This window comes from Niallia sp. WK069_GA_01 (assembly GCF_983173855.1).
Window position 1 is genome coordinate 3,425,694 of sequence record NZ_OZ470138.1, and the last position, 15,282, is coordinate 3,440,975.

Below are 15,282 nucleotides of genomic sequence, written 5' to 3' on the forward strand. Positions count from 1 at the left end.
TTTCTTCTATTACGCCCACCACATATCCGTATTAGATTCACGGATTAAGACATCATTCAGGTTTTTTACTGCTCGTTTAAAGCCTTCTTCTGTTGACATAAGTGCATCTTCATGTTCAATGCTGACAACATAATCATAATTATATAAACGAAGGGCACTCATCATATCAGACCATTCCTGCATGCTGTGTCCACATCCAACACTTCGGAATGTCCAGGCACGTGTTTTCAAATCACCATATGGCTGCATATCAGTCAATCCGTACATATTTACATTATCTTGGTCGATATAGGTGTCTTTCGCATGAAAATGATGTATGGCACCGGCTTTTCCAAGGATTTTAATCGCAGCAACTGGATCGATTCCTTGCCACCACATATGACTTGGATCCAAGTTTGCTCCAATCGCATCACATGTTGCTTCGCGAAGTTTCAGCATCGTATATGGTGTATGAACAAGGAATCCACCATGCAATTCCAAGCCGATTTTTACGTTATGCTCTTGTGCAAGCTCCCCAATTTCTTTCCAATATGGAATCAATTTATTTTCCCATTGCCAGTGTAAAATATCGCTATATTCTGTCGGCCAAGCTACTACTGGCCAATTCGGCTGTTTTGCTTCTTCACTATCGCCTGCCGTACCGGAAAAGGCATTTACAACAGGAACACCAAGAAGAGAGGCTAATTTTATTGTTTTACGTAATGTTGCGTCAGAATCTTGTGCAAACTCCTTATCTGGTGAAATTGGATTTCCATGGCAGCTGAATGCACTGATTGTTAAACCGCGCGACGTTACTGCTTCTAAATAATCCTTGCGTTTTTGTTCATCTTCTAACAACACATCAAGGGGACAATGTGCATTTCCTGGATATCCGCCTGTGCCGATTTCTACTGCATCAAGCCCTGCAGCTTTCACATGATCCAGCATTTCTTCAAACGATTTGCTTCCAAATAATACGGTAAATACACCTAATCTCATTGCACTGGCACCTCCTGCTTTAATGACACAATTTGTTTTGTTTCTTGTGATTGAATGGCTCCTAAAATGATTTGCAGTGATTTCTTTCCTTCTTCTCCCGTAATAAGTGGTTGTTTATTCTCTAATATGCTTTCTACAAAATGATCAATGACATGTGAAGTAGTTTGACCAGCCTCCTCATTCGTTTGAATTTTATCCAATTGATGCTTTATTACTTCTCCGTTGCGATATTCTTCTATTAATGAAAATTGTGGATCATCTTCCAAACGAAGCGTACCATTTTCTCCATATATAATCGTAGAATTATCACCATATCCTGCCACGTATGCCCAGCTTGCTGCAAGTGTTCCTATAACCCCGTTTTCTGTTCGTAACACGCAAACAGCATTGTCATCCACATTTGAGTTTTCTTTTGCATTTGATTCTATAAATGCACCAACCTCTGAGAATTCTCCTAATAAATAACGCATTAAATCAGCTTTGTGAACACCTAAATCCCCCATTGCACCGATAAATGCTTGATCTTTCTTAAAAAACCAGCTATCTTTACCGTCAGCACTCCAAGCTTCTGGACCACCATGACCAAAGGTTGTTTTAAAACTGTATACTTTTCCAAGCTTGCCGCTTTCGATAATCACTTTTGCTTTTTGATGGGAAGATACAAAACGCTGATTATGACCAATCATTAAAAATTTATTATTTGCCTTAGCAGCTTCAATCATATTCTCTGCTTCTTCTTCTGATGTGGCCATCGGCTTCTCACAAAGCACATGTTTTCCAGCGTTTAATCCATCAATCGAGATAGGTGCATGAAGGTAGTTTGGCAGACAAACACTGATGGCATCCACTTCTTCTAACTCCAATATCTCTTTATAATCTGTAAAAGCTTTTGCACCATATTTTGCAGCCATTTCTTCCGCACGCTCTGCTACAATATCGCAAACTGCCACAATTTCTACAGCTTTATTAGCATTGTATTCAGGAATATGACGGTATTTTGCAATGCTTCCACAACCAATTACTGCGATTTTTAATGTACTCATTTTATTTCCTCCTAAAATTTTTTGGGGTATTCCCTAAAAAATTTTCAACTAAGAAAGCGCTTAACTTTTTGGATAACCAGCTTTCAAATCTACTAATTTTCTAGAATTGTAATCTTTTTCTTAAGTAATTCATGCTAATACTGATGCTTTCAATTGGGGTAAGCCGGCTTTCATCCTGCTCCACAATCCACCATTTAACTCCTGTATCTTCTCCAACATTTAATATTGATTCAATATCAATGCCGCCTGTTCCAAGCTCTGTAAAAAACTGTTCTTCATCTGTTGTCATATCCTTTAAATGAATAAGCGGGGTTCTATTTTTATAGCGGTTTAGCCAAGCTACCGGATTTTCCCCTGTTTTTGCCAACCAATATACATCCAATTCTGCTTGCACATTGTTTTCATTCGTGCTGTCAAAAATTGTTTCCAGTGCCTTTCTTCCATTAGAAAGGGGTGTAAGTTCAAAATCATGGTTATGATAACAAAGGGTAATTCCTTCCTTTTTGCACTGTTCACCAGCAATATTTAAAAAGGAAATAAGTTCTTTGTAATCTTTTTCCTTCCGATATTCTGGAAGAAGATATGGACAGACAATATACTTGCTTCCTAGAATGTGCTGATCTTCTATTACTTGTGGCAGCTTCTTTTGCAATTCGTTAAGGGGTACATGACTTGCAGCAGCTTGAAGACCAAAACTTTTTAGTAAAGCGCTTACTTTTTTAGATGTATTCCCACCGTAACCAGCGAGTTCCACTCCATCAAATCCAAGATCCGCTACTCCTTGCAATGTTCCAGCAAAATCTTGTGCACTTTCCTTTCGCAAAGAATACATTTGCACGGCAATAGGAATTTTTTTCATCAGATATCCTCCTATCCATTTCATTGATATGATTTTACCCTTAAGAAAATAACAAAATAAATTATGTAATTTGAGGAGATATAAACCATGTTCGCCTATTCCTTTTCATCTTATTTTCTTTAAGAAGGAACATATAACTTATCTGATTACATCTTATATTATCTCCGTTCATTTGAACATAAATGATATAATTAAAAACATATACTATTTTGCTATTTCTTAAAGGAGGATAAAAGTGGAAAATATGATTAAATTTTGTGGCTACTCTTATCATATAACGCCATACTTTGATCAATACGAAACCGGCTATCCTAATTTTCTTTTTCGCTTGCAAACAGAAGGTAAATCAGAAATCACAGTAAATGGAATCCATAAAGAAGTCAAAAAAGGTGATCTTGTATTAGTGAAACCAGGTGATTTGTATGAGATTCGGATAGAAGGATATCAAAAAAGCGGAGACTATCATATGTTATGTGATGGAGATTGGATAAAAGAATGGTGGAATCGCTCACCAAAGCCAACTTTTTCTAAGATTAATATAGATAAAAATTTGTTAGATTTATGGAACCATATAAATAAGGAAGAAAGGCGACTAGCTTCTGATAAAAACACCGAACTTTCCAGCTATTTACTGCAGGCACTTTGTGTTACGTTAGAGCGGACAATCAATGAAACTTCTCCTTCCTTTAATCGCCCCTATACCGTTACTCAGATGATGCGATACATAGAAGAAAATGCAATGAAAGGACTGGTAATTGAGGATGTTGCAAAACATGTTGGCTTAAGTGTTTCTCGGTCTGTTCATTTGTTTAAAAGCAGTTTTGGAAAGACAATGATCGAATATGCTCAGGAAATCAGACTCTCCGCCTCCATTAATCAGATGAAGTACACAACATTAACCCTTGAACAAATTGCAGAAAACTGCGGATTTGGTGTTTATCCTTACTTTCATAAAGTTTTTAAGAAAAAATATGGGGTTTCACCTGGGGTATATCGGAAGATGGAGTAGTAGGTAGCAATTAAATTTTTTTCCATTCTCTTCATTAATTAAAGCCATGGGCAGTCGACCATGGCTTCATAGCATCACTCTCTTTTTCTTACTGATAGAACTAAAAAAAATGGAGGGTGAAGGTTTTCCCCCCCCTCCCCTTATGGCTTTATTTATTTGGCAATTAAATTCTTTTCTTTCTTTAATACTTCATTTAATTGCATGATCATATCTTCTAGCATTTCTTCTGTAAAATAACCTGCGCTAAAACTAACTAATGCACGCAAAGGCAAATATTTATTTAAGGAAGCCATCATTTCAGCATTTTCGCTTTCATCATCTACTTCTGCTGCTAACGGATTATTTTCATTTGCTTTCGCTAGAAACTTTTGTGTTAATGGTGCAAATCCCGGATCTGCAAGTAAATCTCCAACAAGGGAATTTCGGTGGATTGGATTCCTTATAGAGCTTGTCGATTGAACATGGATTTTATCTTTAAGAATAATATCTCTAGACGATTTACCGATCAGTATATCAAACTCTCCCGTTTCCACATGCCAATCTTTTATTCCAGCATGATAGTAAGCAAAAGAACGTTTATCTAATGCAAAAGTAACTAGTTTTTCCTGCCCTGGCTGAAGTTCTATTTTTTCAAAACCTTTCAGCTCTTTTTCAGGTCTAATAACATTACTTTCTACATCTTTTACATAAAGCTGCACGACTTCTTTACCAGCTTTGTCACCAATATTTTTCACCTTTAACCTAACTGTTACTGAATCTGTATCCTGAATTTCTTTATTGCTTATTGATAGATTACTATACTCAAAGCTTGTATAGCTTAGTCCATAACCGAATGGAAATAATGGTTCTACTTCTTTTGTATCATAGTATCGGTAGCCGATAAAAATGCCTTCTCTATATTCCACTTGGTCTCCTTCACCAGGAAAATAGAGATAAGATGGATTATCACTTAATTGCTTAGGGAAAGTTTCCGCTAATTTCCCACTTGGATTTGCTTCTCCAAATAGCAACTCAGCAATGGCGCCTCCGAGTGCTTGACCACCCAAATAACCTTCAAGTACTCCCTTTACATTCGGGAGCCAAGGCATTTCAATAGGAGAACCATTACTTAAAACAATAATAATATTGCGATTGACTTGAGCTAACGATTCAATCAATTGACGATGATTTTCAGGCATACGCAAATGTTCTCGGTCATACCCTTCCGATTCGTAGCGATCTGGCAGCCCAACAAATAGAATCACTTTATCTGCTTTAGCTGCAGTTTCTTTTGCCTCATTAATTTTGTCTTCATCAATAGCATCATTTTTAAGGTTATAGCCATCCGCATATAATACATTCATATTATCGCCAGCAATAATATGAATTTCATCTAGAATATTTTCTAGCTTTGTTGGCTTTATATTAGAGCTTCCGCCCCCTTGAAATCTTGGTTTTTTGGCAAATTCTCCAATCACAGCTACAGTGCCTTCTTTTTTCAACGGTAGAATGCAATCTTCATTTTTTAACAGCACCATACATTCTTTTGCAGCTTCCCGCGCAAGTACGTGGTGTGCTTCTGAATCGTAGACTGCATCTTCTTTTTTATGATCCATTGCTCTAAATATAATTCGCAGCACTCTCTCTACAGCAAGATCCAATTTTTCTTCCGGTAGCTTGCCGCTATTTACAGACTCTACAATCTTTTGTTCACCAATTCCGCCACTTGAAGGCATTTCAAGCTCCAAACCAGCAGCTATTCCGTCAACAAGCTCATTAACAGCTCCCCAATCGGAAATAACAAATCCTTCAAAGTCCCATTCCTCTTTCAAAATATCATTTAATAATGTTTTATTTTCCGAAGCGAATGTTCCATTTACCTTATTATATGCCGACATAACCGTCCATGGCTGAGACTGCTTAACAGCTCCTTCAAAACTAGCCAAATAAATCTCCCGCAGCGTTCTTTCGTCTACAACTGCATCGGTTGACATTCGTCGATGCTCTTGATTATTCACAGCAAAGTGTTTCAGAGAAGTTCCAACGCCCTGACTTTGAACACCTTTAATATGATTTGCCGCCATTTCAGATGATAGATACGGATCTTCTGAAAAATATTCAAAGTTTCTTCCGCATAGAGGAGAGCGTTTTATATTTACTCCTGGTCCAAGAAGGACTGCTACATCCTCGGCTTGTGCTTCCTCTCCTAGAGCTATCCCGACTTTTTCTATTAACTTTCTGTTCCATGAACTTGCAAGTCCAACTGCAGATGGGAAACATGTTGCTGGTACACTATCAAATAACCCTAAATGATCCGCTCCTTCTTTTTGCTTTCTAAGTCCATGTGGACCATCTGTTACCATAATAGAAGGAATCCCTAATCGCTCAATCCCCTTCAATTTCCAAAAATCCAATCCAGAGCATAAACTCGCTTTCTCTTCTAAAGTCATTTGTGAAATGATTTTTTTTATATCTCGCTGCATAATAATCCTCCAAATTAGAAATGTTGCAACCATTTCTTCTAATATTCACCCTTTTAACTTGATAAAGGGGAGAAATTGAAATTTGACCAGTGTTATCCAAACAAGAAAAACGTTTTTCTTTTGAAAAATCACTCTCCGTTAATTCTCCTTATCATTATTAGGGATGGATACGCAACTCATCGCCTATTCGGGACTTCCCTTCCAAATTTGCAATATGAGGTAATGCTGAAACTAAAATGTCTAGAGACACCGTGTTCAAAGTCTGATAAATGTCTAACAAACTATCAAACTTCCAGTCACCCAACCCTTCAGCTGGATTAGATATAATTACTAAGCAGGAATAATTTATGCCTGCCATTCTTGCATAAGCTATTTCGGTGCCAATACACATTGTTACTAAATCACCGCCCATTTGCTGGAACATCCTAATCTCAGCAGGTGTTTCAAAGCGGCCTCCCGCTGCCTGTACCACAACCCCGCCCTTATGTACATGAATATCAGCTAAAGCACTATCCATATCCAAGCGCCTCTTTGTCTCACTAAGAAGTATTTCGTCAAGATACGGTTCAGTTGCAGGTGTATATCGCGGCAAAATTAACCCATCATCATTAAAGATAGCGTCTGGAAGTGCGCGTGGACGCTCGTAATTAAAATCAATAAAATCATTAGGAACAACAAAATCACGAGTTTTCATTGTTGGATTAATGCCACCTGCAGTCGCCCCCCCAATCACTTCCTTCACTCCCAATTGATAGAGCGCAGCCCAAGTCTCTACAAACTTGCCACTTCCATGATCATGAACATAATAAAATGGTATGTTTTTCGAATTTCCATTCCATATTTCAGGTGATCTACCTACAGGAGTCTCGATAATAAAAGACTTTTCTTCAAGGAAACCGGAATCCAACATAGCACTTTTAAGATATGTTCCCCCAATAATTGCAATTTTGGTAGTATGCTTCTTATAGTTTTTACTATCCTTCATCATTAATCCTTTTCCCTCCTTTATTTGATGTGATGTGGCTAGCGCCGTTTTAGCCATCCAGTATTGAATTTATTTTTTATCCTTTATCCGCTCCTGCTGTTAGCCCGTCTATCAAGTATCGCTGCATAAACACAAACAATAACGTTACAGGCAAGGCAACCATAACACAGCCTGCTGCAAATAATGTGAAGGGAAGCTGACCTGCAACTTTATCATTAATCATATCAAACAAACCAACAGCAAGCGTTTTTTGTTCAGGTGAACGTAAAATGAGCTTTGAAAAAATAAAATCCGTAAATGCTGTATTAAATGTCATAAGGGAAGTAAATACAATTAATGGTTTTGACATTGGCAAAATAATTTGAGCGAAAATCCTTAAGTGACCTGCTCCATCTATTCTGGCAGCTTCAATAACACTTTTGGGCATTGTGTCAAAATAAGTTTTCGAGAATAAAAACCAAAGCGGTGCTCCTGCCACATAAACACATATGAGTGCAGTATGAGTATTCAAAAGATTCATCTGGCTAAGCAATATATAGATAGCAATCATACTCATAAAACCGGGAAACACGTGTAAAACAAGCAGAGTATTCATTAAGTTTTTCCTACCACTAAAACGAAAAACGGAAAATATATACCCTGTTATCAATGTAAAAAGGGTTCCGAAAAATGTGCTTATTAACGAAATTTTAATTGTATTGTAATACCACTGTCCAAATGGATATTGTTTAAAAAGTGTTACATAGTGATCAAACGTAAAATGAGTAGGAATCAAAGTTTCACTGAACAATGAAGTTCCTGGACGAAAAGAAGATAATATTACCCATAAGGCAGGATAAATACAAATGACAGCAACGATGATTAACGTTAAATAGCTAAAAGAGATATTTAGAAATGATTTCGTTTTATTCATCAGTGTATATCCTCCTCTTTAAACGATTTTGTTTTCTTTATTCTATAAATAGTAAAAATTGATAGTGTTATAAAAATAAAGATCCCTATAACGGAAGCAAAATTATATTGCCCCTGCTCCATGGAAAGTTTGTAAAGCCATGTTAGTAAGATATCTGTTCCCCCTGCAAACTTATACTCTCCAATTGCCGGATTTCCATTTGTTAACAAATAAATAACGTTGAAATTATTGATATTCTGAGCAAAGGTAACAACAAGTAAAGGAGCCATTGTTTTCATAACGATAGGATACGTAATTAAACGAAGTTTTTGAAATCCATTTGCACCATCTATATCTGCTGCTTCATATAATTCTGCTGAAATAGTCGACAAAATCCCTATAATCATTAACATGCTGATTGGAAAGGTCAACCAAAAATTGACTAGCACAACCGTAAACTTTGCCCACATAACATCTGTTAACCAAGGTACTTTTGTAATACCAAGATACCCTAAATACTGATTAATAGGACCAAATTGTCCATTAAACATATTTCGGAAAATAAGTACAGATACAAACATAGGAATAGCAAACGGAAGGATAAAAATGGTACGCCACACCTTTTTAAACTTAATTACCTTTTTCTGAACTAACAACGCAATCCCAAACCCACCGATGAAAGGAAAAAGCGTCGCAAAAACAGCCCATATAAACGTCCAGATCATCACACCATAGAATGTATGACTCCATGCCTTTATTTTAAAGATATCGAGAAATGTCTTAAACCCCTGCCAATCAACCAAATGAGCTGGCGGCATATTTTCTCTTGTATAATTGGTAAATGCGAGTAAAATCATAAAAATGATTGGCAATACAGTAAAGAAAAATACACCAAGCATAGGAACCGATAAGATAATTTGTGGAAATCTATATTCTGTTATATATCTTATTGTTTGAACAAACGTATTAGGCCTTATTCCCTCTTCCCGACTTTTTCCTACTTTATACGCATCTTTAATATTTAGAATATATATACATACGATAATACAACAAATAAAGAGTGTAATAAGGCCTTCAACCATTAACAAAATGGAGTGGTCTCCCATTACACTTTGATAAATTCCTCCTACTTTTTCTAGATGCATCTCTTTTTCTCCCAGGGTTATTAAACCCCATAGTGTATACGGAAGACGATATATGGCTGTATATAGACTAAAGGCATGAATAGCAAGAAGAAAGATCCCTTTTATATACTGTTTATTATAAACTTGACCTAGTCCCATCATTAAAATGGATAAAATCGATGCATTCCTTCTATAGGAGTTATTCGATAGTTTGGTAAACTTAATTACATTTTCAATCATGAAGATTCAACTCCTGTTTTTCTAAATTAGAAAAGTACTGTTATGTCTTAATAGAATATGAGTTTTAAAAACCCCCGAATTATTTTAATTGAATAGACAGAGTGCTTTCTTTACCTTATTGCTTCTTCCGTTTTCTTATCGAAGTAATGGCATTTATTCATATCAATGGCCAATGTGATATGATCACCACTGCTGTATTCTCCTTTGTTTTTCACCTTTGCAGTTAGAGGAATAGCGTTATTTTTAAGATATAAATACAGCTCTGATCCCATATTTTCCACTACTTCAATTTCTGCTGATAACTCTTCATAAGTATCTATATTCATCGCTTCCATATAGAAGTCTTCAGGTCTGATTCCTAGGATCACTTCTTGGCCAACATATCCTTTCGAGCGAAGGATGTAGTCATCTTTTTTAGAAACTTGGACCTTGACTCCCTGTGTACTAAAATAAAGATTCGTGCTCTCTTCTATAATTGTTCCTTCTATAAAATTCATTGCAGGTGATCCTATAAACCCTGCAACATATTTATTAACAGGAAAATCATATATGTCAGTTGGTGTTGCTACTTGTTGTATTTCTCCGTTATACATAACAACAATTCTATCTCCCATAGTCATTGCTTCCGTTTGGTCATGTGTCACATACACAAATGTCGTTTCCAAACGCTTATGCAGCTTGCTTATTTCTGAACGCATTTGCACACGAAGCTTAGCATCTAAATTGGATAAAGGCTCATCCATTAAGAATACTTGTGGATTCCGAACGATAGCTCGTCCTAAAGCAACCCGCTGCCTTTGTCCACCTGAAAGAGCTTTAGGCTTGCGTTTTAAAAGATGGTCTAAATCTAAGATTTTCGCTGCTTCCTGTACTTGCTTTTCAATTTCTTTCTTTGGCACTTTTCGCAGTTTTAAGCTAAACGCCATATTCTCAAATACAGTCATATGAGGATATAAGGCATAATTTTGAAAAACCATCGCAATATCACGATCTTTTGGGGCAAGATCATTCACTAGTTTATCCCCAATATAAAAGTTTCCTTCCGTTATATCTTCCAACCCGGCTATCATTCGAAGGGTTGTTGACTTGCCACAACCAGAAGGACCTACAAGTACTAAAAACTCTTTATCTTTCACTTCTAAATGAAAATCCTTCACTGTATATGCATCATTTTTATATTTTTTCTTCACATGTTCAAAACGCAATCTTACCATGGTCTATATCCCCCATTAATGATAAATAGTGAGGTCACCATAAGTTGACATTTTCCACGCCAACTTATGGCTAGTTCACAAACTATTTAATGATTTATTAAAAATAAATTGCTGTTACACGGCTAAAGCTACGTACCTCGTTTAATTGAATGAATATCATTTAATTTACTTACTTGTCTTAATATCTTCTGCTGCGTTATCCAACGCCTTTTTTATTGCAGCATCATTATCCCAAATATTTTGAGTAGCCAATTCCATTGCTTGTGAATAGGAATGCATTTCCGGAACATTTGGTAATGCAGCACCATTCTTAATTTGAGTTAGGAATCCCTGTAACATTTGATCATCTTTATACTTTTCCTCATTCTCAAATCCATCAAGTGCTGGAATTCTTCCTGTGGATTCATAAAGTTCTCCTAGTTTCTCCTTGGAAGTAAGAAAGTTCGCAAATAGCCTTGAAGCATTTGGATATTTCGTATATGAAGTCACATAGTATCCTGTACTACCTACTAGAGCTACTGGTGTTTTGCCATCCGACATCTCTGGCAACGGAAGAACTTCCACCTCAAATGGCATTTTTTTATTAGGACCAAGATTCCAAGTAGCATCCATGTTTATCGCTAATTTCCCCTGTTCCCATAGATGTAATCTGACATCGTTACTGATATCTTGCAATTTAAGTGGTAAGATTTCTTTTAGAGAATGATAGAATTCCATCCCCTTAACTGCACCAGCACTATTGATACCAATATCATTTACGTCTGTGCCATTTTCCCCAAAAATATACCCATCATATCCTAAAATAAAGGAAGAATTAAAGTACCAATTTTTTGCATCATACATAAATCCAAACTGATTTTTTGAAACGTTATTATATTTCTTTGCAAAAGCTTTAATATCATCCCATGTTTCTAATTTTGCATCTTTCACCAAATCTTTATTAACGTATAGCGAATAAGTATAAACATCTCGCGGATAACCATAAAGTACTCCTTTATAAGAAGAAGCATCTAACGCCACTTTACTACTGTGGTCTTTTGTATCTTTTTCAAAATAATCGTTAGGGACCACAACGCCCGAGTCCACAGTTGCTCCTAAATTGTCGGATACCATGCCAATTACGTCAGCTGCTATCCCTGCAGGGCCATCTGTTTTCACTCGGTCAGCAGTATCCCAGGTTTGTACTTCTTCCACATTTACTTTTATGTTGTATTTCTCTTCAAATTCTTTCACTGCAGACTCAACCAATGGATCTTTCATCGTCCAAAAAAGCAATTCTGCACCAGGCTCTGGCTTTAATTCGGTTGGTGTTGCTGTACCATTTCCATCAATTGTATTTTCCCCAGGTTGATCAGATGAATTAGGTTTACTACAAGCCACAAGTAAAAGCATAATGATCATTGTAATTGATGATATTTTTAATATTTTTTTCATTCTATCCTACTCCTTTAATTTTTTTCAGGTCTAATGGACAATAAATAGTTCATACCGATAGATAAACTTTAACGAACACCTCCTTTTAAATTTCTTCGCTTTGTTAGAAACTAACTTCTTATTATTTAAAGAAAAACGTTTTTCTTTAAAAAGATTTCTCTTTATTTTGAATCTTCAAAATAAAGAGAAAAAAGAATGACTTGTCATCCTTTATTTTATGTTTTTAATCTCTTTACAACTGCCCCGAATTATTATTTCATGCGGAAGAATTCTCGCCTCTTTTTTATAGCCTTTTTTCTTCTTAATTTGTTGTAACAGCATTTGAGCTGCTTGAACTCCCAAATCATAAACCGGTTGTCGAACGGTTGTTATTCCAGGTCTATAAGCACCGGCAATTGGAATATCATCAAATCCCATGATCGAAATATCCGCTGGAACTCGAAGTCCGCATTCCTCCGCTGCTTGAATGGCCCCTATAGCAAGAACATCGCTGATACAGAATACTGCAGTAGGACGATTTTCCTTCCTAAAAATTTCCATTCCTCTCTCGTAACCTGATTTAATTTGATACTCTTCATTAAAAGAGACATTTTCTTCATAGACAACTTCATAATCAGCAAGTGCTTGTTTATATCCTTCAAACCTTAGAACAGAATGATCATGTTTTATATCTCCACCGAACCATGCAATTTTCTGATGTCCTAATTTAATTAAATACTGGGCAGCATCATAACCTGCCTGATAGTCATCAATATTAACGGAGGAAAATCTGCCATTCTTGTCGGTTAGGCTTGCTAATATAACTGGAATAGAATTTTCCTCAAAAAAATCGATATGCACTTGCTTCAAAGTAGAAGTTAGCAGTACCACTCCATCTACATACTTTTCTTTCATCAATTTTAAATAATGCAGTTCAATATCCACATCAAGCTCCGTATTGCAAAGTAAGGTCGAATAGTTATGTTTAAAAAGTTCTTTTTCAATAACTCTCACAAAATTAGATGTAAATGTATTTTCAATACCTGGAATTAGCACACCAATGGACAAAGTTTCTTTCTTAATCAGACTGCGTGCAATCACATTAGGACTAAACCCAAACTCATTCACTACCTTTAATACTCTTTCCGTTACCTCTGGACTTACTCTTTTGCTTTTGTTAATAACATTTGAAACAGTAGAAATGGACACATTCGCTTTCCTTGCCACATCTTTGATTGTTATTTTCATATTCTCACCCTTTACCGGTTTAGCTAGCATTGCTACAGTTTAGAAAAACGTTTTTCTTTTTAAAAGAAAGAAATACCTTGCTTTACTACAGAAACGTTTTTCCAGAAATAGAAAAACGTTTTTTTTATGTTCTTTGCTTGTCCTGTCTAGAAAAACGTTTTTCTGTGTTTAAAAGATTGTATCTGTGATTTTTCCAATAACAATATCCCGGTTTTAAGAAAAACGTTTTTTCTATTATAGTTTCTACCTTTGCTTTGAAGAAATTCTTCCTGTTATTTTTGGAAAAACGTTTTTCTCCAAGATAGTACTTTACTTACTACAAGAATGTTTATCCTATGTCTATAGTGGAAACAGTAACTTTTCTTAATATTAAATTAATAGTTCCTATAAGTCTATACTTTTGTCATAAAACCTGACATCTTTTTTAATAATACGCTAACTAATTTTTTTCTTAATTTTTGGACTCCGATAAAGCTTATCGTTTCCCTTTTCTTATTCATTATGTCACAAGTTATTAGTTCAACTTTTCTTTATTATAATGTGACGATCTGTCTTTTCTTTTCTACGTAAAAAACCATTTCTTTAAAACCGATTTCCTTTAACTGCTTCTGAACTTCAAAATAATCTTCTCCAATACGCTCATATGTATGGGCATCTGATCCAAAGGAGATATCCACGTCATAATATAAGGCACGTTCTAAAATTTCGTTTGAAGGATACCACCCTCCACAGTCTTTCGTTTTACCAGATGTATTAACCTCAATTGCGACACCTTCTTCACCAATAACTTTAAGTGTTTCATCAATGATGGGTGTGTCAATCTTCGTAAATTCTGGGTAATATCCTTTCATCGCATCTATGTGGGCAAGTACTTGAAATAGCCCACATCTAGCTGATTCTTGAATAAGCTTGTAATAGTTATCTTTTAGATTAATGCGCCCTTCTTCATTTAAACCATCCCATTGCATCCGATCAAATATACTTACTCCATCTACAAAATGAACGGAACCTATTAAATAATCAAAAGAATAGTTTTGATAGTTTTTTTTGTATAATTCGAAATGCTCTGGAATATAATCGCTTTCCATGCTGAGCAATACATGAATTTTGTCTTTGTAAGCTTCTTTAAGCTCCGTAACTTCCTTTACATAATTTCCTAGTTCACTTTTGGCCATTGCATATGTTGGCCACATTTGATCTTTATCACTGTAAAAAAGCGGTGAATGATCAGAAATGCCGATATAATGAAGACCCTTATCGATTGCTGCCTTTATATAATCCTCAATCTTTCCAGTTGCATGACCGCATCTATATGATGTGTATGCAAGTCAAATATAATGTTCTTACTCATATATTCCCCTCCTTATTGTATTGTTAAAAAATACTACAGTAGATCCAAAAATACCAGTAATATTTTTTATGGTTTCTCTCCAGCTGCATTGTACTTTTTCCATCCACGAGAATTTTCAGTATAAAAAAATGAGGCTGAGACATAACTAAATAGATAATAGGTAAAGACGAACATTCTCTAATTTAGCACGTAAATGGTTACTTCCCTATACTGGTTATTTATGTTTTTTAATAGAGTTAACTCAAACTTTGCAGTTATAAATTCTTCTTCACTCATTCCTATAATTTGGTTTATAACAATTAGAAAAGAGGGATTGATTAATCCTACAACCATTATTCCTTATAAATAGGGGCAAGATTCTCGTTTCAGGATGCTCGCTTTCCGTGGGGCGTGCGATGAGCCTCCTCAGCGCAAGCGCCTGCGGGGTCTCATCTAACCCGCTAATCCCACAGGAGTCTCGCACC

The 15,282-nt window shown here is 35.9% G+C and carries 11 protein-coding genes and 1 pseudogene; 1 reads left to right on the forward strand and 11 read right to left on the reverse strand.

What is annotated here, in order from left to right; all coding sequences use genetic code 11:
* Window positions 1–9: 9 nt before the first annotated feature.
* The 3 genes from AC5LWL_RS16220 to AC5LWL_RS16230 all read right to left on the reverse strand — a co-directional run bounded on the left by AC5LWL_RS16220 (window position 10) and on the right by AC5LWL_RS16230 (window position 2,880).
* Window positions 10–978 carry a sugar phosphate isomerase/epimerase family protein gene (locus AC5LWL_RS16220; protein ID WP_493435282.1) on the reverse strand — a complete coding sequence of 323 codons (969 nt, stop codon included), beginning with the start codon at window positions 976–978 and terminating at the stop codon, window positions 10–12.
* On the reverse strand, window positions 975–2,021 hold the full coding sequence (locus tag AC5LWL_RS16225) for a Gfo/Idh/MocA family protein (RefSeq protein WP_493435283.1): 1,047 nt from the start codon (window positions 2,019–2,021) through the stop codon (window positions 975–977). The genes AC5LWL_RS16220 and AC5LWL_RS16225 overlap by 4 nt, the downstream gene beginning before the upstream one ends.
* 100 nt (window positions 2,022–2,121) lie before the next feature.
* Entirely contained in the window at window positions 2,122–2,880 is a 759-nt protein-coding gene (locus AC5LWL_RS16230) for a sugar phosphate isomerase/epimerase family protein (RefSeq protein ID WP_493435284.1), read from the reverse strand.
* 244 nt (window positions 2,881–3,124) lie between these two features.
* Between AC5LWL_RS16230 and AC5LWL_RS16235 the strand changes: the two genes are divergently transcribed.
* A complete protein-coding gene (locus tag AC5LWL_RS16235; RefSeq protein ID WP_493436629.1) occupies window positions 3,125–3,889 on the forward strand; it encodes an AraC family transcriptional regulator in 765 nt (254 codons plus the stop codon).
* A 152-nt stretch (window positions 3,890–4,041) separates the two neighbouring features.
* Here the strand turns inward: AC5LWL_RS16235 and AC5LWL_RS16240 are convergent, their stop codons facing one another.
* From AC5LWL_RS16240 to AC5LWL_RS16275, 8 genes and pseudogenes are all read right to left on the reverse strand, one after another.
* A complete protein-coding gene (locus AC5LWL_RS16240; RefSeq protein ID WP_493435285.1) occupies window positions 4,042–6,351 on the reverse strand; it encodes a beta-glucosidase in 2,310 nt (769 codons plus the stop codon).
* Between the two features lie 157 nt (window positions 6,352–6,508).
* Window positions 6,509–7,339 (reverse strand): phosphorylase family protein, encoded by an 831-nt coding sequence (locus AC5LWL_RS16245; protein WP_493435286.1) that lies wholly within the window; start codon window positions 7,337–7,339, stop codon window positions 6,509–6,511.
* A 73-nt stretch (window positions 7,340–7,412) separates the two neighbouring features.
* On the reverse strand, window positions 7,413–8,249 hold the full coding sequence (locus AC5LWL_RS16250; protein WP_493435287.1) for a sugar ABC transporter permease: 837 nt from the start codon (window positions 8,247–8,249) through the stop codon (window positions 7,413–7,415).
* Window positions 8,249–9,592 (reverse strand): carbohydrate ABC transporter permease, encoded by a 1,344-nt coding sequence (locus tag AC5LWL_RS16255; protein WP_493435288.1) that lies wholly within the window; start codon window positions 9,590–9,592, stop codon window positions 8,249–8,251. The genes AC5LWL_RS16250 and AC5LWL_RS16255 overlap by 1 nt, the downstream gene beginning before the upstream one ends.
* Before the next feature lie 110 nt (window positions 9,593–9,702).
* Window positions 9,703–10,806 carry an ABC transporter ATP-binding protein gene (locus AC5LWL_RS16260; protein WP_493435289.1) on the reverse strand — a complete coding sequence of 368 codons (1,104 nt, stop codon included), beginning with the start codon at window positions 10,804–10,806 and terminating at the stop codon, window positions 9,703–9,705.
* 165 nt (window positions 10,807–10,971) lie between these two features.
* Window positions 10,972–12,240 (reverse strand): sugar ABC transporter substrate-binding protein, encoded by a 1,269-nt coding sequence (locus AC5LWL_RS16265; protein ID WP_493435290.1) that lies wholly within the window; start codon window positions 12,238–12,240, stop codon window positions 10,972–10,974.
* A gap of 210 nt (window positions 12,241–12,450) precedes the next feature.
* Window positions 12,451–13,467, reverse strand: coding sequence for a LacI family DNA-binding transcriptional regulator (locus tag AC5LWL_RS16270; protein ID WP_493435291.1), 1,017 nt, complete (start codon window positions 13,465–13,467; stop codon window positions 12,451–12,453).
* A gap of 533 nt (window positions 13,468–14,000) precedes the next feature.
* Window positions 14,001–14,818, reverse strand: a pseudogene (locus AC5LWL_RS16275) (histidinol-phosphatase).
* Window positions 14,819–15,282 lie beyond the last annotated feature (464 nt).

What these genes read in the sequence shown, in the direction of transcription:
- AC5LWL_RS16220 (WP_493435282.1), bottom strand. Translation starts at nt 978, where the DNA reads ATGAGATTAGGTGTATTTACCGTATTATTTGGAAGCAAATCGTTTGAA.
- AC5LWL_RS16225 (WP_493435283.1), bottom strand. Translation starts at nt 2,021, where the DNA reads ATGAGTACATTAAAAATCGCAGTAATTGGTTGTGGAAGCATTGCAAAA.
- AC5LWL_RS16230 (WP_493435284.1), bottom strand. Translation starts at nt 2,880, where the DNA reads ATGAAAAAAATTCCTATTGCCGTGCAAATGTATTCTTTGCGAAAGGAA.
- AC5LWL_RS16235 (WP_493436629.1), top strand. Translation starts at nt 3,125, where the DNA reads ATGATTAAATTTTGTGGCTACTCTTATCATATAACGCCATACTTTGAT.
- AC5LWL_RS16240 (WP_493435285.1), bottom strand. Translation starts at nt 6,351, where the DNA reads ATGCAGCGAGATATAAAAAAAATCATTTCACAAATGACTTTAGAAGAG.
- AC5LWL_RS16245 (WP_493435286.1), bottom strand. Translation starts at nt 7,339, where the DNA reads ATGATGAAGGATAGTAAAAACTATAAGAAGCATACTACCAAAATTGCA.
- AC5LWL_RS16250 (WP_493435287.1), bottom strand. Translation starts at nt 8,249, where the DNA reads ATGAATAAAACGAAATCATTTCTAAATATCTCTTTTAGCTATTTAACG.
- AC5LWL_RS16255 (WP_493435288.1), bottom strand. Translation starts at nt 9,592, where the DNA reads ATGATTGAAAATGTAATTAAGTTTACCAAACTATCGAATAACTCCTAT.
- AC5LWL_RS16260 (WP_493435289.1), bottom strand. Translation starts at nt 10,806, where the DNA reads ATGGTAAGATTGCGTTTTGAACATGTGAAGAAAAAATATAAAAATGAT.
- AC5LWL_RS16265 (WP_493435290.1), bottom strand. Translation starts at nt 12,240, where the DNA reads ATGAAAAAAATATTAAAAATATCATCAATTACAATGATCATTATGCTT.
- AC5LWL_RS16270 (WP_493435291.1), bottom strand. Translation starts at nt 13,467, where the DNA reads ATGAAAATAACAATCAAAGATGTGGCAAGGAAAGCGAATGTGTCCATT.